The organism is Acaryochloris sp. 'Moss Beach', assembly GCF_021497025.1.
In the GTDB taxonomy this organism is placed as follows: Bacteria; Cyanobacteriota; Cyanobacteriia; order Thermosynechococcales; family Thermosynechococcaceae; genus Acaryochloris; species Acaryochloris marina_A.
Genome location: NZ_CP071721.1, coordinates 121396 through 144206, shown reverse-complemented (window position 1 = coordinate 144206; position 22811 = coordinate 121396). Strand labels below are relative to the sequence as shown.

19 protein-coding genes and 1 pseudogene are annotated in these 22811 nt (G+C 47.0%); 16 read left to right on the top strand and 4 right to left on the bottom strand.

Going from position 1 to position 22811, the window contains the following annotated elements:
- The first annotated feature begins 374 nt into the window (after window positions 1–374).
- From HRE53_RS31400 to HRE53_RS31335, 14 genes are all read left to right on the top strand, one after another.
- Window positions 375–2081 carry a sigma-70 family RNA polymerase sigma factor gene (locus tag HRE53_RS31400; RefSeq protein ID WP_235112311.1) on the top strand — a complete coding sequence of 569 codons (1707 nt, stop codon included), beginning with the start codon at window positions 375–377 and terminating at the stop codon, window positions 2079–2081.
- Window positions 2071–2334, top strand: coding sequence for a hypothetical protein (locus HRE53_RS31395; RefSeq protein ID WP_235112310.1), 264 nt, complete (start codon window positions 2071–2073; stop codon window positions 2332–2334). The genes HRE53_RS31400 and HRE53_RS31395 overlap by 11 nt, the downstream gene beginning before the upstream one ends.
- On the top strand, window positions 2327–2797 hold the full coding sequence (locus tag HRE53_RS31390; protein WP_235112309.1) for a hypothetical protein: 471 nt from the start codon (window positions 2327–2329) through the stop codon (window positions 2795–2797). The genes HRE53_RS31395 and HRE53_RS31390 overlap by 8 nt, the downstream gene beginning before the upstream one ends.
- A complete protein-coding gene (locus HRE53_RS31385; protein WP_235112308.1) occupies window positions 2798–5983 on the top strand; it encodes a hypothetical protein in 3186 nt (1061 codons plus the stop codon).
- On the top strand, window positions 5916–7202 hold the full coding sequence (locus tag HRE53_RS31380; protein WP_235112307.1) for a hypothetical protein: 1287 nt from the start codon (window positions 5916–5918) through the stop codon (window positions 7200–7202). Before HRE53_RS31385 ends, HRE53_RS31380 begins: the two co-directional genes overlap by 68 nt.
- Window positions 7203–8501 (top strand): hypothetical protein, encoded by a 1299-nt coding sequence (locus tag HRE53_RS31375; RefSeq protein ID WP_235112306.1) that lies wholly within the window; start codon window positions 7203–7205, stop codon window positions 8499–8501.
- A 35-nt stretch (window positions 8502–8536) separates the two neighbouring features.
- Window positions 8537–9049 carry a hypothetical protein gene (locus HRE53_RS31370; protein ID WP_235112304.1) on the top strand — a complete coding sequence of 171 codons (513 nt, stop codon included), beginning with the start codon at window positions 8537–8539 and terminating at the stop codon, window positions 9047–9049.
- Window positions 9050–9051: 2 nt separating this feature from the next.
- Window positions 9052–9756: a hypothetical protein gene (locus HRE53_RS31365; RefSeq protein ID WP_235112303.1), complete on the top strand. Its 705-nt coding sequence runs from the start codon at window positions 9052–9054 to the stop codon at window positions 9754–9756.
- Window positions 9753–11096: a hypothetical protein gene (locus tag HRE53_RS31360; RefSeq protein WP_235112302.1), complete on the top strand. Its 1344-nt coding sequence runs from the start codon at window positions 9753–9755 to the stop codon at window positions 11094–11096. The genes HRE53_RS31365 and HRE53_RS31360 overlap by 4 nt, the downstream gene beginning before the upstream one ends.
- 90 nt (window positions 11097–11186) lie before the next feature.
- Window positions 11187–14471 carry a D-alanyl-D-alanine carboxypeptidase family protein gene (locus HRE53_RS31355; protein ID WP_235112301.1) on the top strand — a complete coding sequence of 1095 codons (3285 nt, stop codon included), beginning with the start codon at window positions 11187–11189 and terminating at the stop codon, window positions 14469–14471.
- 35 nt (window positions 14472–14506) lie between these two features.
- Window positions 14507–14854: a hypothetical protein gene (locus HRE53_RS31350; RefSeq protein ID WP_235112299.1), complete on the top strand. Its 348-nt coding sequence runs from the start codon at window positions 14507–14509 to the stop codon at window positions 14852–14854.
- A gap of 35 nt (window positions 14855–14889) precedes the next feature.
- Window positions 14890–16692 (top strand): type IV secretory system conjugative DNA transfer family protein, encoded by a 1803-nt coding sequence (locus tag HRE53_RS31345; protein WP_235112294.1) that lies wholly within the window; start codon window positions 14890–14892, stop codon window positions 16690–16692.
- The gene (locus tag HRE53_RS31340; protein ID WP_235112282.1) at window positions 16685–17197 is read left to right on the top strand and encodes a hypothetical protein; all 513 of its coding nucleotides are present in this window, start codon (window positions 16685–16687) and stop codon (window positions 17195–17197) included. Before HRE53_RS31345 ends, HRE53_RS31340 begins: the two co-directional genes overlap by 8 nt.
- A 48-nt stretch (window positions 17198–17245) precedes the next feature.
- A complete protein-coding gene (locus HRE53_RS31335) occupies window positions 17246–18667 on the top strand; it encodes a hypothetical protein (protein WP_235112281.1) in 1422 nt (473 codons plus the stop codon).
- Between the two features lie 185 nt (window positions 18668–18852).
- Here HRE53_RS31335 and HRE53_RS35440 read toward each other — a convergent pair whose 3' ends face one another.
- The 4 genes from HRE53_RS35440 to HRE53_RS31320 form a co-directional block, all read right to left on the bottom strand.
- Complete coding sequence (locus HRE53_RS35440; protein ID WP_396133515.1) at window positions 18853–18993, bottom strand: alpha/beta fold hydrolase; 141 nt, start codon at window positions 18991–18993, stop codon at window positions 18853–18855.
- A 22-nt stretch (window positions 18994–19015) separates the two neighbouring features.
- Window positions 19016–19702 carry an alpha/beta hydrolase gene (locus HRE53_RS31330; protein ID WP_315876828.1) on the bottom strand — a complete coding sequence of 229 codons (687 nt, stop codon included), beginning with the start codon at window positions 19700–19702 and terminating at the stop codon, window positions 19016–19018.
- A gap of 563 nt (window positions 19703–20265) precedes the next feature.
- The gene (locus HRE53_RS31325) at window positions 20266–20802 is read right to left on the bottom strand and encodes a hypothetical protein (RefSeq protein ID WP_235112280.1); all 537 of its coding nucleotides are present in this window, start codon (window positions 20800–20802) and stop codon (window positions 20266–20268) included.
- Window positions 20747–21370, bottom strand: a complete 624-nt coding sequence (locus tag HRE53_RS31320; RefSeq protein WP_235112279.1) for a hypothetical protein — start codon at window positions 21368–21370, stop codon at window positions 20747–20749. The genes HRE53_RS31325 and HRE53_RS31320 overlap by 56 nt, the downstream gene beginning before the upstream one ends.
- A gap of 588 nt (window positions 21371–21958) precedes the next feature.
- Here HRE53_RS31320 and HRE53_RS31315 point away from each other — a divergent pair.
- Window positions 21959–22264 (top strand): annotated as a pseudogene (locus HRE53_RS31315) (glycosyltransferase family A protein); the annotation flags it as partial.
- A gap of 120 nt (window positions 22265–22384) precedes the next feature.
- On the top strand, window positions 22385–22810 hold the full coding sequence (locus tag HRE53_RS31310) for a hypothetical protein (protein WP_235112276.1): 426 nt from the start codon (window positions 22385–22387) through the stop codon (window positions 22808–22810).
- The last annotated feature ends 1 nt before the right edge of the window (window position 22811 follow it).

Sequence of the window (22811 nt, the reverse complement as noted above, 5' to 3'; positions counted from 1 at the left end):
TGTAGCTCATCGGCCACACAGGAAATGCTCAACACCACGTTATTGTCAGCGGGTCTGTTGCTGATCCCATCCGTGTCAGCCCTCGCCAATCCTGACACCTCAAACGCGGCGTATCCATTGAAAAAGTCTTGCGCTGGTCCCGACTCCCTCAAAAGACCTTCGATGACCTCCTAGGTTAGTGTCGTCGGTTGCTGAAACCCCTACCGTTAAAGCAAATTTGCACCTCAAGGGCCATTCTGCCTATGTTTCCTATGTAGCTCATCGGCCACATAGAAAATGTTTAGAACAACATTGTCAGCTTTAAGCCTGGTTGTATTAACAGCGCTTCCTGTTTTGGCAAACCCATTAACTAACGCTAGTTAAAGGGGGTCCCCATGCAGCGTATAGCCACAAAACCATTTAGTACTGAACATCAGTACGAACTGATTCAGCGTTATCAATCGGGAGACGAGCGGGCATTCAATCAGCTCCTAGAAGAGAACCAGAAGCTGATCCATAAACAAGCTCAGCATTATTCTCGTTCTCCCGTGCCCTACGAGTATATTTTCCAGGCTGGGGTACAAGGCCTTATGAAAGCTGCCCGCAAGTTTAAGACAGATCGTCGTAAACGCTTTTCTAGCTATGCCGTTCGAGCGATTCGTTCAGCTATGAGGGATGAGCGCTGCAGGCACACAGGCGTTACTCGGACCCATAGAGAGCGAACCGTCAAGATCGGGAACTCTGCTGAGCGGCTATCAAAGAGTCTGGGGAGACGCCCAACCCTCGAAGAGATTGGGGCTGACACAGGCGTATCAACCCATTTGATTGAGGATTCACTTCAAAAAGGGAAGATCGCCGACCCGTTCACCTTGGATCAGTCCTTCTATGAGGATGGTGATTCTTGGCTTACATCTGTCCCGGCTGACGAATCGCCTTCAATGGATGATTTAGACCTCGATCTTTCCTTGATGGTAGAGCGCGGGGAACTCTCCGCTATCCAGGCACAAATGATCTATATGACCTTGGAGGGGTTCACCAAAAAGGATATTTCCTCTCACTTACAGCTAGGTCACACAGAGGCTAAGACCCACTGGAGCGACATTAAAGACGCTCTCGGTCCTCTCCTTGGCATAAATCCCCCCTCAGATGTTCAAGCACCAGCAGTCCAGCAAGACAGCTTTAGTCATGAACCAAAAATAACTATCCCCGACAATTTTGGAGGTATTCAGTTGAAACACGTTCCTTTATCTTTGGTCCCTTTGTTGGCGGTCTTGTCCACTGGAACCGCCCTAGCTGCTTCAATCCCTATCGAGGCAGCAATTCAGGACTCTACGACTATCAAAGTTTCTGACAAAGGAGAGCTACTGAGTTTTGAGCAGACCGATTACCGGGTAGTGGGCGCTTATCCTAACAATCCTAGAGTTATTCGCGTTCTAACATACCCAGACGATGACGGTAAAAACGTTCGCCTGATGTGGACACCGGGCAGTAAAGGGGATGCCTCTGTAGTTCTGTCCCTTCAAGATCTAAACGGACAGAGCAAGAAGTTGGCAATCGATGTCAGACGATCGAAGGATGGCACTGTTAAGACGGCGTTTATCTCTCGTCCCGTCGAGGTCGCTAAGGCACCAGAACCTGAACCCCAACCCCGGCTGAAGTTGAAGCCTACGCCGAAGCGTAAGGTAAACGCAAAACCCAAGCCTGTACAAATCGCCGAAGCGCCCTCATCCCCCATCTCGGCACATATGACCCCGGACGGGAAGTTCATACGGCCTGACTGGCCCGAACATTCACCGCCTTTGACTAAGCCGATCACTATCGCGGTTAAATCCCCATCACGCGCTCCATCGTCGGCCAAAAGTCAGCGAGTTTTCTTAGACAAGAGTTCCTTGAATAACTATCAGCTTGCTCACCACCTACTCAAAGGCTTGCACAAGGCGAAGAACAAAAGACATATCAACAACTGGCATCCCAACTATTTGAAAGCCCAAACGATGGCAGCTCTCCTAAATAAAAAGTACTCAGTATCCAAGGCCTTAGCGATTTCTGGCCTATCAGATCTGACTTTTAACAACCTGCTGGGATACGCAGATGTCAAGTGAGCCTAATATCTGTTTTGGAAAATTGGAGGTCACCCATTTGAAGCTTTCAAAAGTAAATGCGCTAAGGAAACGGTTTTTCCAGGTCAAGCCTAAACACGTTGTCTATTTTTCCCTCGTAGAGCTAGCAGCGGGTATCGCCCTGGAAAACACCACGCTGATCGCAGCGGGTGTGGCGATGGTGGTCGGCGCACTGTTTCTAATCGCTCGGGAAAAACCTACACGGAAGGATATTCAGGAAAACGTAAATGACTAAAACCTTACAGGTGAGACGTTCTGCATCGCCCATTAAACAATTCTTCTCCTCTGCCCTTGCAGCGGTAGCCATTGTCTCAGCGTCACAGACTATTTATCAAGAGTCAGCCCATGCTCAGTTCACGGGCCAGACTCAGGCCAGCCAGTGCGATACCTCTAGCTTTATGGTTGGAGACGTAAACGCAGCGATTGACGCTCGATTTTCCGACATCCCCTTTATTTCCGGTCCTCTATGTTCCTTGATGGATAAAGCGGTGCTGGTGACGGTGCTAATTGGCTTCGTGATCCTGATCGTGGCTGGATTTGACAGTCAGCGCAACGAGAAAAAGTTCATGACCGCCCTGTCACCATTTTTCGGGCTTATCTTTGCGTTCTTTTTCGCCTGGATATGGATCGGCTTGTATTCCATTAATACCCAAGGCGGCAACGCTGCGCCCCCTGGAGTCCAAGGAGGCCAACCCTAAATGGACTCTTTCGACACAGAGCAGGATCGCCATAACGAAATTTTGCGTTTTGGCCGTGTCAATACGTGTGTCGGTTCATTGCAACTCCGGGATTTTTCGCCACAGCAGGCTTTCGGAGCTGCAATTTTACTGATCACAGCCACTCTTTTGTGCTTCTTTTTCGGGGTTTCCCTAGTCAACGCAGGAATATTTTTCGCAATCGCTTTTGTGATTTTCCTGATCTGGGGCGGGTCCGATTACACAGAAGAATTGGAGAAATGGTACAAGCCGCAATCGTACTACTCAGAGGGAGTAGCAGCTAACGAAGATAGAGCAATCCCCACCCCCGCATACAAAGGGGAGCGGTACACGGGCGACAAAAAGAATCGTTCCTACAAATGGGAGCGTGAGCTCGGTCTAAGAGGCTTGGTCTCCTATGAGCGCGATCCGTCTATGCCGGGGGTTTATATCGTTGAGAAGCCCTCAGTCCAAAAGCTGGTCAAAGGCGGCAAAAAAGACCATCTAGGTAAGGTGGTCAAAATGGTTTATGGGCTTGAATTGCCCGGTATCTCGCCAACGATGACAGACGGTGAATCCATGACAACCCTCTATCAGATAGAGGATCTGTTTAAGGCATTACCGGACGTGGCTTTTAAGTTCTATTGGGACTCTCAGCCTACGGCTAAAGGATACAAGCAGCAACAACTAGATCTCCTCAACAGTAAAGACCATGACCCGCTATCCAAAAAGATCATTATTGGTCGAGGGAAGCGGGCATCTCGTCTAGAGAAAAAAGGCCTCATTGCTCAAACCTCTTTGCGCCTGTACGTCAGTAAAGAAATCGTATTGGGTGCAGATTACACAGAGGCCCAAGGCTGGAAAGATAAGGCCATGAAACGGGTCTGGCCGATGGTTCAGTCCTTTTCAAAAATGTTTTCCTCTGCGGACACTAAGGAAGCTGAAGTTACCGATCAGACTTGGTTAGAAGCGTTAGACGCTGGGTTTAATACCTGCTATTTACCCGTGCTGAATATGCTGTCTGGCAACACTGGCATGGGGATGGATGCTAAGGCGTTAACCGCCCATCAGCTGTTTGCCTTGGACTGGTCGGATAACCACGCCACTGAACCGCCGAAGTGCCCCCGGTTCAGCCGAGCCACAAACAGAGGTCTGCAGTACGTTAAGACCGATCGCTCTGATCAACATCTAATGTCTATCTTGTTCACCCCAGAACAAGTAGAGGGTAAGTTTGTCCCCACTGTGCCCTTGTTTTCCCAGACATCGGTATACCTTCCCCATCATAAAAAGTGGGCGGGCTGCATTCGGCTTGATCAACAGATATCGTACCCATCCGAAAACGACGGCAGTCACTCTAGAGGCCATTTGCGGTTCCTGGCTAACCAGATGGAGGGGGTTACAGATTTCCGGTTAATCACAGAGATCGTCTCAGTTGATCCGGTGGCTAAAACCAAAGAGATTAAGCGAGGTGTAAAAAACCGCAAAAGACGCATGAATGAAGCGGCTGTAAGAGAGCAGACGGTTGATTTCTCCTCAGACGAGGATCTGCAAGATCTGATTGAAGCGGGTAAAGCGATCAAGTCAGGTGAACACAGCCTTAATGTTGGCACTCTGGTCTGGCTGTACCGAGATACGGAGGAGGAGCTAGACGAGGCCCTTAGAAGCCTATCCAGTAAAAACTTCCCCGGAAAAACCTCTAAGATTTGTCAGTCTCTTCTTAAGCAACGCTACATCGACGGCCTTCCCTATTCCTGGGGTAACGTCCTGTGTAATCCGTACATACGACGATTGCAGTATTTGAGATCCCAGGCAATCCCTTTAATGCCTTTTACTCAGCCTCAAAAGTTAGACGATGAAGGGATCCTTTTTACGGGCAAAAAATCTCACACCGCTTTTTTCCTGGACTTCTTTAACAAAAAGAACCATACGGGCTTGTTTGCTAAGAGCGGCGGTGGTAAATCCATGCTTCTGTTTGAGATCATCGTAGAAGCAGTTATGCGGGACATCCCTGCCCTTATCCTGGATTCACCTAGAGGCATGGGTCTAAGCACCTACACGCCCTTATTGAACCTCTTAAACAGGCTGGGAGTGTCCTGTGCTTATCACAATATCCGGGATGCCTTTTTCAATGTCTTAGACTTCACCCCTGGCCCTTCCTTGGATTTGGAAACAGCTCAAAATCACCTCGGCTTGCTCAATGCGATTGTAGTTGGCACGAGAACAGACAATCCCTTGGCCGATACGATTGATTCACTCTTGGGACAGGCCCATGATGCATTCTTTAAGACGGTGGACACACAAAACGACAAGCCGATTCTTGGGGACTTCGTAGAGTTCTTCCTAGAGTGGTCTGAATGGTACAAGGCCAATGAAAATCCTGAACGTAAAGAATTAGACGCCCTATCCGATATCAAACTGCAGCTCAAAGGATGCCTTGCCCAACCTTGGGGCAAACGCATTAATGCTCCCACGTCCTTTAGCTCTGATGTAAAGGTCCTCTGTATTGGTCTAACTAATGCTACTGAGGACTCTAAAGAGACGCTAGTTTATGCACTAGCGGGTGCAAACATCATCGATCGTCTGAAGGCAGCGCATGATAGAGCGCTGTTTATTGTCGATGAAGGCTCGACAACGATCCGGTATGAGGCTGTAGCTAAGAAGTTTGTTCGTACCTTCTCTGAGGGACGTAAAGAGGGCTGTAATGGCATCTTTGCCGCGACTGAGATGGAAAATCTATGGCAATCTCCCTACGGACAGGCCATGATATCCAACTTCGATAATGTTCTGTGCGGACTAACAAACGAGCAGTATAGAGAGAAATTTGTCCAGCGAATGGGCTTTAAGTCCAATATTCTCGCTTTCTATCGCAACAAGCCTGATTTACGTAAGATGACATCCTCTTGGTATCTCAAGAGAGAGGACGGCGATCAACATGTCGAGCTGGAATACGGCACCACCCCTTTAATGCTGGCTATCGGAGCGACAGAACCCGCCGAAACAGCCGCAAAGAAACGAGTGATGGCGAACTATGAGGATGAATTAGAAGGATTTGAGGCATTTGCAAAGGAATTAGTCAAAGCATATTCCAAAGGACTTCCAGCAACAACTATCGGTCAAGACCATGGAAAAAAGACAAGCAATCCTACTGTCAGTGATTCTCACCGCATCCCAGCCAGCGCTGCCCGCTAAGGCCCAGATCAGCGGCTTAGACTCATTGTTTACCATCGGGCAGAATATTTTCGGGGGCAACACTGCGCCCCCAGGCAACGAGAAAGACGGGACTTTCCAGCAGCAAACGCCCATTGATACCGGGTCTATCCAGGGCACCAGTCCAGACATTGCGCTACCCACAGGGGGCAATGTGCCCACGACTCAGGCCCCCTCTGCTGACAACGCCTCTTATAGCACTGGGACTGACTTCGACCCGCCTAAATCTAGTTTCTTGAAAGATATTTTCTTAGGGGCTGATCCTACAGGTCAAAGAGAGATATCCCCCACCACTATCAAGTTTTACGACATCTTAGGCAAGGTTAATACGGGGTATCAGACCTATAAGGCGGCAAAAGGGGTTTATCGAGCTGTTCAGGGGAAGAACGTCAATGGCGTTGTGGGAGGTATTGAGAGTATTCTCGCCCTGTACGGCCTGATTGATCCAAATGCAGCAGCGGCAGCGGTAGCGACTCGCACGGGGTCTAGGACCATTCGGACCATTTACAGCCCCCAAACACAACCGGGCCAGCCTTCAAGGATCAAGGAAGTGGCCGCAAAATCAGAACCTCAAACGGCCTATGGTGCGTATTACCGGGGTCGCAACAACAAGGTAGTTAGATCGACAGCGGCTCAACAGTCCTCTGAGATGGTCTTTTCCAAGTCTGGACAAGAACTGATTGCAGCTCAAGAAAAACTGGCTAGTGAAACCGTTGATTTAACCAATGAGGCCATTGCTGATGCTGGGATCTCATCCACGACCGTTCGCCAATATGCTGCAGCATCGGGTGCTTTGACTGGAGCAGCTTATGAGGAATCCGGTAAGGCTCAATCAGCGAATTCAAGCCAACGGGTCTTAAAACATAATTCCCGAATCCTGGGCATTGCCACTCAGCAAAGTGCGGTCTTGAGTAGTCAGCTAACGGAGATTAACGATAACCAAGTGCGACAAATGACAGCCACGGGTAATCTAGTGGCCTTGAAAGGGGTAGAGCTGGACAAATTGACGACTCTACAGGCCATCGGTGCGTCCCAGTTAGTTGAAACAGGTTCTTTGCTGTCTGAGATTCGCTACAACAACGACTCTAATCGCAAGATGGAGATCCGGGAAATGGCAAAAAGTACCAAAAGCTTTGGCAATATTTACGTCCCAATTCCCGACGACCCTAATATCAGCTCGACACAAGCACGGCAAAACTAAATGTTTTACTATTCACTACTTGCTGAGCTGCCCGGTCAGGCATTGGACGCAGCGGCGGTTAAAACGGAGGACCATCTAAAGTTCTGGGCGACGTTTAGATCCTTTATGATCAACGCTGGTGATACCCCCTCTGGGGGGTTTTCGCCTAGTTTGATCGAGCCTATCGTCAGCGCTGTTGTGCTGATTGGCGTCCTTCTATCCGCTGCACAGATTTTTATGGGTGCGGCCCATAAAGATGCAGATATCCTTTCTACGCTTCAAAAGAATTTGCCTCGTCTGCTACTCCTGGGGTTAGTCATCTTCTTTCTTCAAAACAACTATGCCAACGCATACGGTTTTGTGGATGGGCTTTGGAAGTATCGCAACAATATAACGGCTCAAACGGCCCGATATAGAAAGCAGTCTATTACGATAGCCCAGGCGATTGATAATCAGATCTTTGATGCCCGTTTTGGGTCTGAACTGCGGCTACAGCTAGGAATTTGCAACCAGAAACCCAGGCCAGCAGTCTATCTGCCAAACCCGAACCGTCCCGGTCCTGATGCAAATCCACAACCGACTCAACAACAATCTCAGGTATACGATTACCTGGAGTGTCTAGATTTAACTATGGTCCGCATGGAACAGCGGTTGGCCCAGTTAGGGCAAGAATGCCGAGTCCAGAACGGGAATAAATGCGCTCTCGCTATGGCTAAATCTCAAGGCTTAAGAATTAAGGCTATCAATCAGACGAGAGCTGTCCGAAACTTTTACCACGAAGATATCAAGGAACTCCTCTCAGCCGCCGATGGTCGGTTTAAGCCCTTTGAAGAGATTCCCGATGTGGATCTAGGGTTTGTTGCTTTTGATGGCGATGAGCCATTTTTGAAGTCGGTCAGGGCGGGTAACTGGCTATTCCTTAGTTACCTTGAGACGGGCTGGTCTTTAGCGGGTGGCTTTTTCCCCATTACGATCGCTGTTGCGCTTATTCCTGGTCTTTTTAAGGTGCTGGCTGATTGGTTTGTTACGGCCTTGAGTCTGCTGATCGGTGAGAATGTTTACCTGGCCCTGATTGGGTTTGTGGCGATTGCAGCCCAAAGTCCAGAGCTTGAAGATTTTGGGTCACAAATCTTTCTACAGTTCCTGGGTGCAATTGGCCCTCTTGCGGCTACAGCGTTCGGCCTAGGCAGTGGATGGGCGATGGCTAGACAGTACAGAGGATCGGCGACAGGAATTGCCGTGGGTGTTACCTCTCTCGTGACGGGGGGAGGGTTAGCAATTTCTCAGGCTGTGTCCCAGCGCAAGCGTTTACGCCGATGAGCCTAGTATTTGTGTAAGTCAAACAAGGTCGAACGATGGATACTCAACAAATAACTTTAATCGCTACTATTTTCGGCATAGTCGCTCTGTCGTCTGCTGCCCACCGGAAAGTACGCAAAACTAAACTAAGCTGGTTTGTCTACTCGGGTGGCGCAACGATTGTCTGTGCGCTTTTTCCTTTTATTCAGCAAGCTCATTTTGCCTCTAGATGGGGTTTGAGCTGGGTACTGGATAGCTACTCGTATAGCATAGAGCCTAACTTTTTCCTTGGCCCGGTGGGTTTACTAGTTGCGCTAGCCCTGGCAAACAGGTTTTTGCCTAACTTTGGATCTAGCGAGATGGTCGATCTGTTTCAGGTCTGGGCAATACAGACGATCTTGTACTGGATCTTCTGTGTAGTGCTTTTCTATATCCCATTTGCCATTTACTTCTACGGGATTATCTTGGGGATCATTTCGCCGATGGGTCTTGTTGTTCTCTTGATTGCAAGTCAGCCCGATCCCTTCAGATACGAGTCTTCAAGCCGTTCACCTTATCGGAGGTGGTAGAGATGCCAAAACTACTTAAAGCGCTGTTAAACAGCCCGGTCTTCAAGAAATATCTAAACACCGGGATTTTAGTTTTGATCCTGTTCTTCTCATGGGGAACTTGGGTAAATGCTAAGGCCCCTGTAACGGCTCAAGGTCGCATCTATGTTCAAACGGTCGGCGGCAAAACGGTCGAAGCCCTTGCCGCCAATGAGATGCACCGAGAAAAACCCGTTGTTTCCCGGTTTGCAAAGGATTTTGTTTTAAAGTCCTTTCAATGGCAAGCCTCTATTAAGGGCCAGGTCGAGGAGAACGTTACCTATCCCAGTGCATTTCACGCCTATAGCTGGAAAATGGATGAGGAGATTAGGCCTCAGTGGCTCTACTCTCAAGGGCGCAAGTATGAGCAGACTCGATACCCCTTTGCAAAATTCTTTAATGGCAATATCAACGCCATTCCTAGAAGTGCGATGGAACCCGTTGTTAAGGAGCTGGCACCGGGTAAATGGTCAGCGGAAGTTAAGGCCAGTCGTCATTTTTATGACAAAAAAGGCAAAGGGCTGCACTCTGAAATTTTGCACTTTGAACTGATCATCGTAGCCAAAACCCCGGACGTTACCTATCGATGGGGCAGTCCTGAAACCCTGATGGGGCAAGCCTTGAATGAGGCCCAACTAGACGGCCTCAAAATTATTCAAATCAACGATTATTCAAAGGGGATCGCATGACGACTGATCTAAACGTATTCGATGATGATGGCTCCTTTGATGAATATTCGGCAGAGCCTAAGCCTTGGGAAGTAGAGCGGCCTGTTGATCGGATTGAAGTCGAGGCCGAACCCAAGCGTAAGACTTTACCGATCCATATGTCTTCAAAGCTCCAACTCGGTCTCATTGGTGTGGGTGCAGCAGTGGCGTTGCTGACCATTGCCTGGACATTGGGCCTCTTTGATGCGAAAGCTGAGACCGTTTACACACCTGAAGAACAGTCCCGCATGGATCATCTAGAGACAGAAAATAAGCGGCTGCGGGAAGAGAAGGGGGTCGATCAAAGTGCGATGGGGGATAAGACTCTAGCTGCTAATATTGCGGAGTTCCAAGGGCAGCACAAAACCCCAGCCAAAACAATCTATGGCAACGTAAAGCTACCCAATAAGCCCAAACCAGCGACACCGCCCCCCGTTCCTCGACCCAAGCCTGTGAGATCTCAGAACACCGTAAGGGTCCCTCAAAGGCGCAACTACGCACGGTATACGCCCCCTGCTACCAGGGCAGTCCCAGCGGCCAGACCCACTAGGCCAGTGGTTCAAAAGCCATCAGGACCCAGCCTAAACGAGTGCGTGGGTTACCTCGATAGCAATGTGAATGTACCGGGTTGTAGTCAGTACAAGCTATCTAAGAAGCCCGTTGCACCTATCACAAACACACCCCCCAGCTCGCCACCACAGAAGATTCTGCCTAAACCCGTCGCTCAACCTGTCAAGCTTGCCTATGCATCCAAGCCATCGGCACCCAAAAAGTCTAGCTATGAGGTCAATTACCTAGCAGGGGAAATGCAGACACATGAGCAGTTTATAGAAGAGTTCTACGGGTCCGGTGCTTCGTCTAAGCCTACGGCATCCCAGCCGATTGAAGCAAAGGTGATTGATAAGGTGGAATGGTTGGGTGAGCAGGATGCCCAACAGATGATCATCCCCCTCAAAATCACTAAAGGCGATCGCAAAGGTCAAACCGCCGAAGCCAAGATTATCAGCATGAATGGGACTCAGTTTGTGGCCCATGTCACTTCTTTGAATGGTTCCCCGGTCCAGCCTGGGACGATGGAGCTGCGAAACCAAGGCACAAAGTATCTAATGGCAAAAGTCAAAACTCAAGGTGGCTCTAGCTTTGGGAATCGGCTTTTAGGGACTGCCCTAGCCATTGGAGGGGAGGCTGTGTCTGATCAAGTTGGCAACTTTAGAGGTGGCAATCATATTAATCGCCTACTGCCCAGTCAGCAAAGGTCTCAGCGAGGGGGGCAATACTTTGAATTCAAAGGAAACGTTCAAATTGTTTCAGTTTCCCCTTAGCCCCTCCCAGCCCGCAAGCCTAAAATCCCCCCTTGTTAACCAATAGCAGGGGGTTTAGTTTTGCCTCGTATTCCCAAAAGACTTCTATACTTGGCCTCGGCCCTTTTGCTCAGTCAGCCAGTCGTACCCGCTTACGCCCAATCTCAACAAGCAGCGGCGGCATCCTCACAGCAATTGTCTAAGCTGGGCTTGATCTATGATCCACTGCCTCAGCACTTGGCCCCTACGTTCAATCAGTTACCCGGTGCCACGGGTCCGGGGAATGTGACCTTTTCTCAGGATGTCGGATACAACGCCAGTCGTGCTTGGCCTACGGGGGCCTCTTTAGATCAAGTCATCAAAATTGGCGACCTTCAGAATAACCCCCAATTAGCAGGCTTCTCAAAGCTCAAGATTAAAGACTTTTCACAGAACATCGGCACAGATATCGGGGGAGTACCCCTGAAAGATATTGAATTGCTGAATGGCGTTAACTTGCAACAGCTTAATAAGCTCTACAAGCTAGACAACATAAAGGTTAAAGATGCTTTGCCAGCGGTCCAGTTGTTTGTGTCAGCGGTTTTCGATCCACAAGGATCCTTAAAACAGGTAAGAAAAAATGCCCTCAGTACGGGGGCTAAAGTCCTGGTTAAGAAGCTTCAGAAGAACCCAGCCCTTAAAGATGTACCCTTTGAGCGGATCTTAGCGGGGGATTGGCGAGGTTCGATTCTAGAGGGCGAAAAGGTTTTACTTAAGGAAGTAGGGGATAAGATACCCGATCACCTTAGACGGCTTCCCATCGGATCTCTAACGGTCGATATTATCGAGCAAGACTTTACCAGTCTCCAGAATACGGCCATCAACTATGGAGTTAATGAGCTGCAAGAGCTGACCCTAAATGAATTATTGACGGAGTTCCCAGAGATTCAAGACGTACCGTTGTCTGTGGTCTCCAGCCTTGCCAATCAACCCTTAAGTCAGTCCCTACCTAAGTTAGCTGACGCCACCATAGAAGAATTGGGAGTCCAAGATAAGCTGCTCTCTTCTATCCCTGGCCTAGGTGATAGTCCAGTGAGTGCCGTATTGGGGGATCTGATTTTTAGTATTCTTGCTGGTGACGTGTTTGCCAAAATGGATATTGCCTACAGCGGGCAAGATGGGTCTGAATTCCATAATGGCAGGCCCTTGTCAGGTGGAACTAGGAACCAGAAATTTAAGCCCGAACCGGGAATACGATCTCCTACCAGTAAAACAAAAAGCACTAAGGGGATGCCCCGAATTGAAGTTAAACCCGCTGAGGGTGGCTCTACCGTGTTGGGTGGAACTCCTTTGTTGGGTAAAGAATGGATGACTCGGGATCAGAAAGTACCAGGCTGCAAGGGTATACTCTGCACGTTTGGAAAATGGGAGCCTGCAGGGATCAAGCCCGTAAGTAGTTCTTGGGTTAAGTTCTCCATTGGCGATTTAAAGGAGTACGGCGATAAGGCCTTTACAGCGAGAGTCTATGTTGATACCCAGGTCTGTATAAATATCTTGTTTACAACGCATTGCACAGCGCACCTTGTCTCTGTTCCAACGCCTTGGAAGTTAACCCGAAACTCACTTTTTCCCGTGCTGTCAAAGCGGAGAGTTCAGGATCTATTCCCCGGAATTAATGAACAGGGACAGATTAGTAATTTCTGCACTAATGGCAATTTCGGAAATCAGCCAACTGCTAGCAGTAGTCCCCCACAGGGCAATAAATATGGGCACTTAGCCTATGCCGAAACATCAGGGGACCTGGCTCAAGTTACCTCTGTGGATGGGGTGACCAATACCTTAGCCCCGGATGCAGCACAGGCCTTTGAGAATATGGTCGCTGCGGCTAAGGCCCAAGGTCTGGATATTCAAGCGGTATCGGGTTTTCGTTCCGTTGATTTGCAGCAACAATTATGGGATGCCAAGGTTGCAAAGGTAGGATCTGAACAGGAAGCGGCTAAAACCTCAGCTCCCCCTGGACATTCAGAGCATCACACGGGTTATGCGGTAGATGTGGGTAACGCCCGGAATCCATACTTAAATACGGACTGGGCGAAAACCCCTGAATATGCTTGGATGCAGGCTAATGCAGGTCAGTTTGGTTTTGAGCTGAGTTTTCCCCAAGGTAATAGCCAAGGGGTTAGCTTTGAGCCTTGGCACTGGCGATACACCGAATCATCGGCAGCTAAGCAAGCGTTTTCTAATGTGAATAGCTCGACTGCTCAGCAATCCGGTTCAGCCCCCAACCTGGCAAGCCAGCCATCAGGATCGACTTTGGCTCCCAATTTGACAGCGCTTAAAAATGTTCCAGGCATTAGCAATACATCTCAGCAATCAGGATCAACTTTGGCCCCTAATTTAACTGGGCTTAAAAATGTTCCAGGCATTAGCAATACATCTCAGCAAGCGGGTTCAGCACCTAAGAAGAATGACCCGCAGCGCAACATTAGACAGTACCTTGCCCGTATTGCCTTGGGTGAAAGTAGCGGAGGAACAAATATTGGCCCTCACCCCGATACAGGGGCATACGGTGAGTATCAGTTTATCCCTGAGACTCGTAGAACTATTCTCAATCGGTATGGGGTAGATGCATGGTCAACCAATAAAGCAGAGCGAGACCAGGCAACTTTGGCCTTAATCCGCGACTTCTCGGGCCAGGTGGGGACAGATATCATGGGTCTGATTGAAGCGGGGGATTTTGCTGCTGCTGATCTACTGCTAGGTCGCCCCGTGCCTGGCAAAACCAAATACGGCCAGTTTACGAGCCTGCCGGGGGGAGCAGAGGCTTCTAAGTATTGGAATGATCCTGCAACCTTGGCCCAATACGGACCAAGCGGAGATGCAGGCACAAACGCCCCATTGCTGGCTAGTAATTCGATTAATTGCAACCCTGCTTTGCTAGCCAGTAATGGGGCTATCAATTTTCAACAGGGATCGGGCATATCCACGGGCCAGTTTGTTGCCCCCACATCAGGATCACTAACCAGCGATTATGGCTGGAGAATTCACCCTCGCTATGGGGTTCGGTCCTGGCATTCTGGGATCGATTATGGTGCGTCGGTTGGTACCCCGATCCTTGCGTCGGATGGTGGTGAGGTTGTGGATGTGCAATTTGATTGTGTTGTAGGGGATGACGGCTGTGCGGGGGGGTACGGCAACTTTGTGAGAATTCGGCACAACAACGGACTTGAGACGGTTTACGCCCATGCTCATACTGTTAATGTAAGAAAAGGGATGACTGTAGATCAAGGTCAAACAATCGCCACCGTAGGGAATACTGGAGTCTCGACAGGCCCTCATCTTCACTTCGAGGTAAGGCGGGGGCCAGGTTGGGGAGGGCGAACAAATGATTTAAATCCGTTTAATTTCTTGAGGTGAAGCCATGCTTAAATTTTTTTACTGCAATCGGTTTTTTGCTGCTGTTTCCCGTGCCAGCTTTGGCAGAAAGCGAAGCGGTTGATTTCCTTAATCCGTGCATCCAGAAACTCAACACACGGACAACCCCAGCCAGTTCGTTCCGAATTGACGCTCTCTATGAAGGCAGCGACGGTATTACTTATGCCTATGTGATCGCTATTCCAGACGAAGGGGTAAGTTGGCCCGCCGTTGTATCGGGCAATAGCACAGGCTGCGAGATTAATGCTAGAGATCCCATGGGCGACCTCGTAGATCTTACGGCCAAGCTCCCTAAAGAAGCATCTGAAAATCTACGTTTGCGGATACAAGAAGCAATTGAAAGATCTGCTCAGGAGAGACGATAAGCCTAATATGTGGCGCGTAGATATTCCCTACGCTTATGTCAAAACATATCGAACAGCCAGCGTCACCCCCACCCAAGCCTGTGCAACCCAGGCAGTCTTTTTGGTCTATCCAGACTATCGCCATCATGGGGGTGTTATTGCTGGCCTTTTTATTCTTCTCGCACACAGGTACATCCAAGACTAAAACCAAGATTCCCAAAGGGATGCCTGATGCCAGGGTTGCCACTAAAAAAGAGATCGCAGAAGGGATTGCCTGGGGGAGACGCCAACGGGCAGCGGGTGTAATTGGCGAGAAAGCAGTACGCCTTAATCGCGAAACCGGGTTAGTTCTGGCTGATGTTGCACCGGGCGGTGTTATCCCTGGCGCATCCAACATGGGTAAAACCGCGAATGGCATTGGTCCGGTTATTGAATCCCATGCAGAGGATGGGGATACGCTGATAATCGGCGACATCAAAGGCGATCTACTGAAGAATACAGCCCCCTATCTGAGATCGCTGGGCTACAAGATTTTTGTGATTACACCGGGTATCGACTACCCAAATAAACTGGGCGGCACGGAGCCGATCCAGATCAGCAATGGTTTGAATCTGACTGATTTTCTTAAAGACGGTGAGGACGCCGAGGGTGTCTTACAAATCAGCCGCGCACTCAACCTAAATACCACTAAGGATCCAGAAAAGAGGCATCAATATTTTGGCCCTCAAGGGGATGCAGCTCAAGAATTCTCGTTAATGCTTGCTAAGAGCGGCGTTTATGCTGATCTGTTGATGTCATGGGAAATCTTAGGCCTTGATCAGTTAGCTGAACGACTACAAGCCGCTTATGAAGCGGGGGCGATGGATGGGGAGGAACTGCCCTACTATGCATCTCACCGATCACGGGGTATGCGGACCATTGCCAAGGACAAAGGGCAATCCAATCCTGGCCCCACGATCCAATCAACGGCATCTCAAATGCTGGGCAAGTTCATTGGCCCCAGTATCGCCAAGTGTTTACTTAAAACCACCATACCTTTGGACCTGGAAGGCAAAACGGCAGTTTACTTTCGGATCGATGAAGACAATATAGAAGCTTCTGCCCCCCTCGTTGCAACCATGATGCACATGCTGATTCGTAGGAATATCAGCAATCGCAGACAACGAGAGAATCATTTGGCCGTAGTTTTGGACGAGGCTAGCACCTGTCCTTTGCCCTCTCTACATAAGTGGGTGGCACTAAACCGATCTAACGGCCTTGTTGTCTGGTTGGCATATCAGCAAGAAGCCCAAATGCGGCTTATTTATGGGGATAAATGGGAGGTCATCAGATCGAACCTCAGAACGGTTATCGCCTTTAACCAAGGGGGCAGACCGAAAGCTGGGAACGATGTTATTTCAGAGAGCTTAGGTAAACAAACCATCGTCAGTAAGCGCAAAGGTAATAGTAACTCTGATGGTAAAAACACCAATAGCAGTAATGACAATTTCGAGCAGATACCCTTGCTGTCAGCGGATGAAATAGGCCGAATGAATGAAAAAGGTTGCTGCATCATCATCAATCCGGGCTTCAGCTCTCGCCCCTTAATCTATAAAGACAAACCACTCCCCTATGCTTTAGACGGCCCGATCCATGAGGAAAGGCAGCGGCTAAAAAAGGTCTGGGAAGAAGAAATGATCCAGGCTTTGCAAGAACAGCACCAAGCCGACTTTGAAGGGATAGACGTGAAACGAGCGATTGAAGCCCGGACAGAATTGGCTGAGCTGATTTTACCGGAGCCTGAGTCATACGAAGACGATGAAGATATCCAAGAAGTAGCCAAATCCGACCAAGCAATGGAGGCCTTGAGTAATGTCTAATCCTGAAGATCAGCAGATGGACCGAGACGCCGAACGCTTGCAGGGTGGCGTCAAGGAGGTAGCTGAAAACTCTCTTAAGATACTAGCTGAACTCAGTCACCTGGCGGGTTTTAAGAAAACAATAAAAGTAGAGATGTCAGAAGGGCCTCAGAAGGATGTGCATAACGTCGCTGAACTACTTAAGAAAGATCCCCAAGCTACCCCTCAGCAAATACGAGAGACGATCCTTAATGGGCCAGCTATCCAAAATCAGAAGAGCATGGGTTTTGGTCAGTCCAAACAGGAAACCGTAAAAACCTTACGGGGTTATGAACAGCGGATCGCCAAACGGGCGGCAATTAAAGTCATGGATGAGAAGTTAAAGGAAAAATACGGCCAAAATTATCTGCAAGAGTACCGTAACTTAAAGACTAAAACCTCCCAATCCCAAAGCCAACGGCACAGACCCAAGCAAGGACCAAAACAGGGGCCAGAACAGGGGCCGAAGCCAGGACCATCTTACTGATCGGAGCAAGCCTAATATCAATCTCGTAACCTAGCTAGGTTTTGATTTATGCCAAATTTCGACTCTTTTTATGGGGCGATGAGGGAGACAGAGAATACTTTGTTTGCCTTATCTCCTGTCCCTTTGGGGGTAGTTAAAGCGGGGGTTCAACAGGTGGCGGTCCCGTTGGCCGTTACTGCCGCAGCTTCCCACGCTCCCCTAGTTGGCCCATTGGTCGGCACAACTATCAAATATGGGGCTGATGCCTTCCAAGGTGGCACCCATCACTTAGCCTTAGAGGCCATGTCTAGCTTCGGTCAGTCCGTTGTTGAATCAATACCATCCGGTATCGGCTTACAGTCTGGGTTTAATGCCATATCCGGGGCTATGTCCGACGCAACCCTGGCAGGCCAAGATCTAGCCACTCAGGCGATTGGAGCTGTGGGAACGGCTGTCATGTTAGGCCGAACCGCCCAGAATGCCGCAGTTCTAGCGTTTAAGAATGTTCAGGACATGACGATCAATGAATTCCTTGATCGAGGTCGCTTGGATATTCAGAAAACCCAGCTATTCCTACAGAACACAGCGACTTACGTTCGTCGTCAAGGTATTAAAGCTGAACTCGCTGTTGAGCAAGGTCTAGCAAAATACACCCCCTATCAACCCAAAAAACAATCAGAGGATCAAAAACAGATGGCTGATCAGAATAACGTCATGGGCACCCCAGACCAAGAACCAGAAACCCTGAACAATTCCCCAGGCAAACCGGGTCAGGAAGAACCCCAGGCTTACACAACCTCTAAGTCCTCGGAAGACTCAGCAGAACCCATTAAGACAGCGGCAACAGAGCAGTCATCAGAACAAGCTGAAGATTATGTACTGCGGAACTTGGTAGACAAGCTTAAGCAGAACCGGATTGAAGCGGATCGGTTTGTCCTGACTCTCAACGGTGAACAGATCTTTAAGATGAACGGCTCAGAGGTGGACAAATCCACGCATATGACCGAAGCCCATCAAAAGATGCTGCAACAGGCCCTAGAAGATCCCGCTGCATTCGGGGGTAATCTCAAGATCACCGTTGAGGGTAAAACCCTGCTACACATCAAGGATGGGCGCTTGCTCGACAATTCAATGGGTCTTGCTAAAGACTCCGTTAAAGTCGCTATGGACACACCTAATGCAGCACCTGAGAATGTCAGTCAGGGCCTCTGGGATAAGTATGGGGCTGGTCAGCCTAATGATGTGTTGGGACTGTCTACAGCGGCTAAATTAGCGGCTAAGGAGGGTATCAAGCAAGCTGACATTCGGGGGATGCTGAGGCAGTCAATCTTCTATAAGGAACAAGCGGCAGAGAATCAGAAGACGGCTGACAATCTGGTGAAGCGAACCGCTAAAAATGCGATAAGTCAGGCTAATAAGCAAAGTCAGAAAGCTAGTCAGCAACAGGACCAAAAGCAGGAGCAAAAACAGGCGGTGGCCCAGGCTCTTTAGTAACCCGATCCAACGTCAGCCGCAATTTGCTCACTCTATTACAGAGTGGGCCTTTCTTTTGACTTAAATCACCTATCAGAAAAAGTCATCCACCGTGACATAAGTGGTTGTTCAAAAAGTCTTTGGAAACCTTTATTCTTTAACCCTAACTAGTTAAAAATTCTTGAATATCTTGGTTAACCACTTTAGGGGGCTGTGAAGGGCAACCAATGCCCACCGTCAGGAATATATTTTAGCTTAAGGGATGGAACTAACTCATCCATATTATTTGTTAATTCCTTGCCAAAATATGGATCTTTCTCTCCACATAGAAGCAAAGTAGGCATCGGTAACTGGCCCCAATCTTGCTTAAATAATCCTTTGGGTCCTTTTCCAAAAAAATTTCGGCTCAAATATATTTCTATAATAGTTTATCATCGCATTTAGCGAGCCTGGTTTAGCTATGGAATCTATGAATAGCTGAATGTCGCTGTTAGTAAATGCACCATTATTAGTCTCGTGGGTAAATAAATCACGAACATTTTTATAGTCATTTGATAACAACAATTTTTCAGGAATTTTATCTATTTGAAATGCAAAAAAGTAGTAAGTACGAATAAGTTGTGGTGGATATCTTATCGCTTTTGCTAACAATTTTGGATGCGGCATATTTAGAACTACTAATTTTTGAACTAAATTTGGATGGGCATTAGCAACACTCCAGGCTAAACCTCCACCCCAATCATGCCCCAATAGTATGCATTGCTCATAATCTAACGTTTGAATAACCTCTACAATATCTTGGATTAGTACTTTGATATGATACGCAGATTTTGACTCTGGTTTATCGCTATCGTTATAGCCACGTAAATCAAGAGCCACCACCTTATAGTCTTGAGAAAATTCTTCTATCTGATACTTCCATGAGTACCAAAAGGAAGGAAAGCCGTGAAGCATTAGCATCAAAGGGCCATCCCCTTTTGTTACATAGTGGAGTTTTATACTGTTAACCGTAATATATTTATTTTCCCAAGAGGGATTGGATAGTGTGCTCATGAAGTAGTTTCTCAACTAGTTATTAAGTGATTTAATAAGCCATAGATTGATATTTTAAAAAGTAACAGCTTTAAAGCACTTACAGGTGTTTAAAAAACATCACTAAGCGATAGTAAGTCTACAATAGGTGCTTAGCCATGCTTAATTTGATGAATTTTAAAGATGTAATTAGTAATTTTGTTTGAATCACCAATAATACAACAGAATATACTTCATATTATTGGTGATTTCTTGCTATGTATTAGAAATTAAATCACAATCACTTGATTTATTAAGTGTAAAGATTAGTCATTTATTCCCAATCTTGTGGTGGGTTTAAAACATTTCTTCTAAGCCAAGGATTAAGTACTAGGTGCCTTAGTACAAAATTAGTCGCTGGCAGACCTGGTAATGTTAAAGTAAAAGAATTAAGAAATTCTTCATTCACAAAGTTGACTAAGAAGGTAAAACGCGTTCTTATAAGACTGCAAATAACTTTTCTTTTCTCAATGTCAACATAATGCATTAAGCGATGAAATTCTTTAAGCTGATTCCTAGTTCCGGTTTCTGAATCAATAATATCTTTAGCTAATAACTCTAGTTCTTTTTTTGTTAATGAAATTGATAGGCTTTCGATTATACTCTTCATCTAGTTCGCCTTTGATCAATCCATCTTTATTTGCTTTGAGTAACTGTTTGCGAGCTTCAAATCTGCCCATATCATAGTCATAATGCCTAAACTTCTCATCAAGAAATCCAGAAAAGGCAGAAAATACATCACCGATGAGTTTATTGTCTTCTGAAGTAATTGTGAAAAGAGGAGATTCGATACCCTCCATGATGAAGTCTTGGAACTGTGCTTGTTGGAGGATAGCATTCAATAATGCAATTGCATTAGAAAATATATTTTGAAATTTATTTAGAAATGGATCTTCTGGAGTCTCACGAGGTCCAGGTTTTATAAGAAGGTAATAGCGTGGGCTATCATTTACACCAGCTAGCGCTTTGGCCATTCCAACTGGCTCATTCTCAAACACCCCACCGTCTGTATATAGAAAATTTCCTTTATGGATGGATTTTGGATAATTTTTTTTGCTTTTTTTTAGAGTCTCTTTCAGCAAATTTACCAAATCCTTTTCTTTTAATACTTCTAAGAGGAAATGCTAGAGGGAATGCACCAGAAGATATACCTGCATTTCTTATATCAGACCATGTTGTTGGCTCAGCATCAATCCATAAATTATTCTCATTGAGTTGCTTTTCTAGTAATTCTGATTGTTCTCCTTTTCCAGTTTTCTTAATGCTGCAGATGAATTGATCTTTATAACGAGTATATCCAAACTTTTGTTGGGTTTTAGTTTTTATGTTGTAGCTAAATCCACTCAAGTTAGACATCGCTACACCAATTTTGACTTCAGAGCTTACAGCAGGGTGCTTGTGAAGTATTCCGGAATTTTCTTTGCTTTTTAGCTCTAGTTTTTTTTCGTCAAGAAGATATTTATTTGCAATATCCTCAACAACCTTAATATTTAGGAGAGATTTCTTCTGGTCATCCTCGTTGGAATTAAAATCTAGTAATTTAACAATATCTACTTCCTTAACCCAGGCATTATATAAGGGATTATCATATGCCTTTGTCAGGGAATTGCCATTATAAAGTAGGTTTTGTGCAAGCAGGCAAGCTGTCATCCCACCTGCAGAAGCACCAGTGATAATATCTATTTCTATATTATCTGCCTCTTGTGAATTTTTTATTATTAAAAGCTATTGCCTCTAATACCTCATATATAACACCCGCTTCATAACTACCTAGCGAAACTGCACCACTGATGACAACAGCTAATTTTTTTAGTCATTAACTTCCCCCTTGATATTTGAAATAAAGATCAGATTTGTATATTGCAAATTGATAGTGTTGAGCCTAGTGAAAAAAACTAGATAAATTTTCAACTAAATTTAATTTTATTCAGCGCTCACATAAACATATAGTTCTATATCTCTAATCTCTTTTGAACTTATGCAATTCGTTACAATTAGTAATGATTTCCGCTTTCATAAATCGATATAGGTCAATTCTCCTAAGACTTTAGAAAAGTAGATTTACCCTGGCCTTTACCTGATAGGTTATCTCGATATGACGGGAAGGATACCTTGTTGCAAACAGTAGGGAGGCAAGAGCTATTTTCTCAACTATCGCTTGAACCTGTAGCAGACATCCTAGACAGGATTTCAGTTGACCGTTCATGAGCTAATAAGAGTATTTTGCGCTAACATCGAATCACAACTAGCGTTGGAGAAAGATCATTCAAGCTATCAATCATCACCGCCACACATCACCGCGCCTCAATTCTTCGAGATAATGCTCTCGCTAGCTTACTTCAACAGACTGATCTAGATTTTGAGTGGGTCATTATCAATGATGGCAAAGATGTAGCCACTCGTAAGTTAATCCAATCGACTGAACTCCCCTTTCCAAATCAATATCTAGAGATAGACCATCCTCAAGAAGGCTTTGGCCTCTGTATCGCCCGTAATCTGGGAATTGAATCTGCCACTGGGGAATATGTTTGCTATCTGGATGATGACAACAGCCTTCGCCCTAATTTTGTCGCCACCCTCATCAATTGGATTGAACAACAGCCACAGTGTAGGTTCTTCCTCCCCCAACAGTGGCGTCGTCGAGATGTACTTAAGGATGGTCAGGTGATCAGACAGGGAACGCCCTTTGTTTCACCCAACCCTGAAACCACCTGCGAAGATCTCATCACTCAGCGATCGCTTTTTGACAGTAATGGCTTTACCCACCAAAGTCTGGAGTCACCTCAATGGGATCCACGTTATCGGATTTTCTGTGATTATCAGTTTTTCCTTCAGTGCGCCGATCAGTGCAATTGTGCTTGGGGAAAAGACCTTATCTTCAACCCTGAAATATTAGTGAACTATATCCAGACTACAGGCGGCATTATCGGACAATCAGGTTATGGTGAATGGGCGAGGGAGTTGCAACAGCTTTATGATGAACGCCTAGTCTTTGGAGGAATAAAGGCAGAGTGGGCCGATTGGATGCCCCAGGTGATTGAGACTTATCAGCAAAAATCTCAGGTTCCCTTACCAGCGTTTGCGAGGTAAC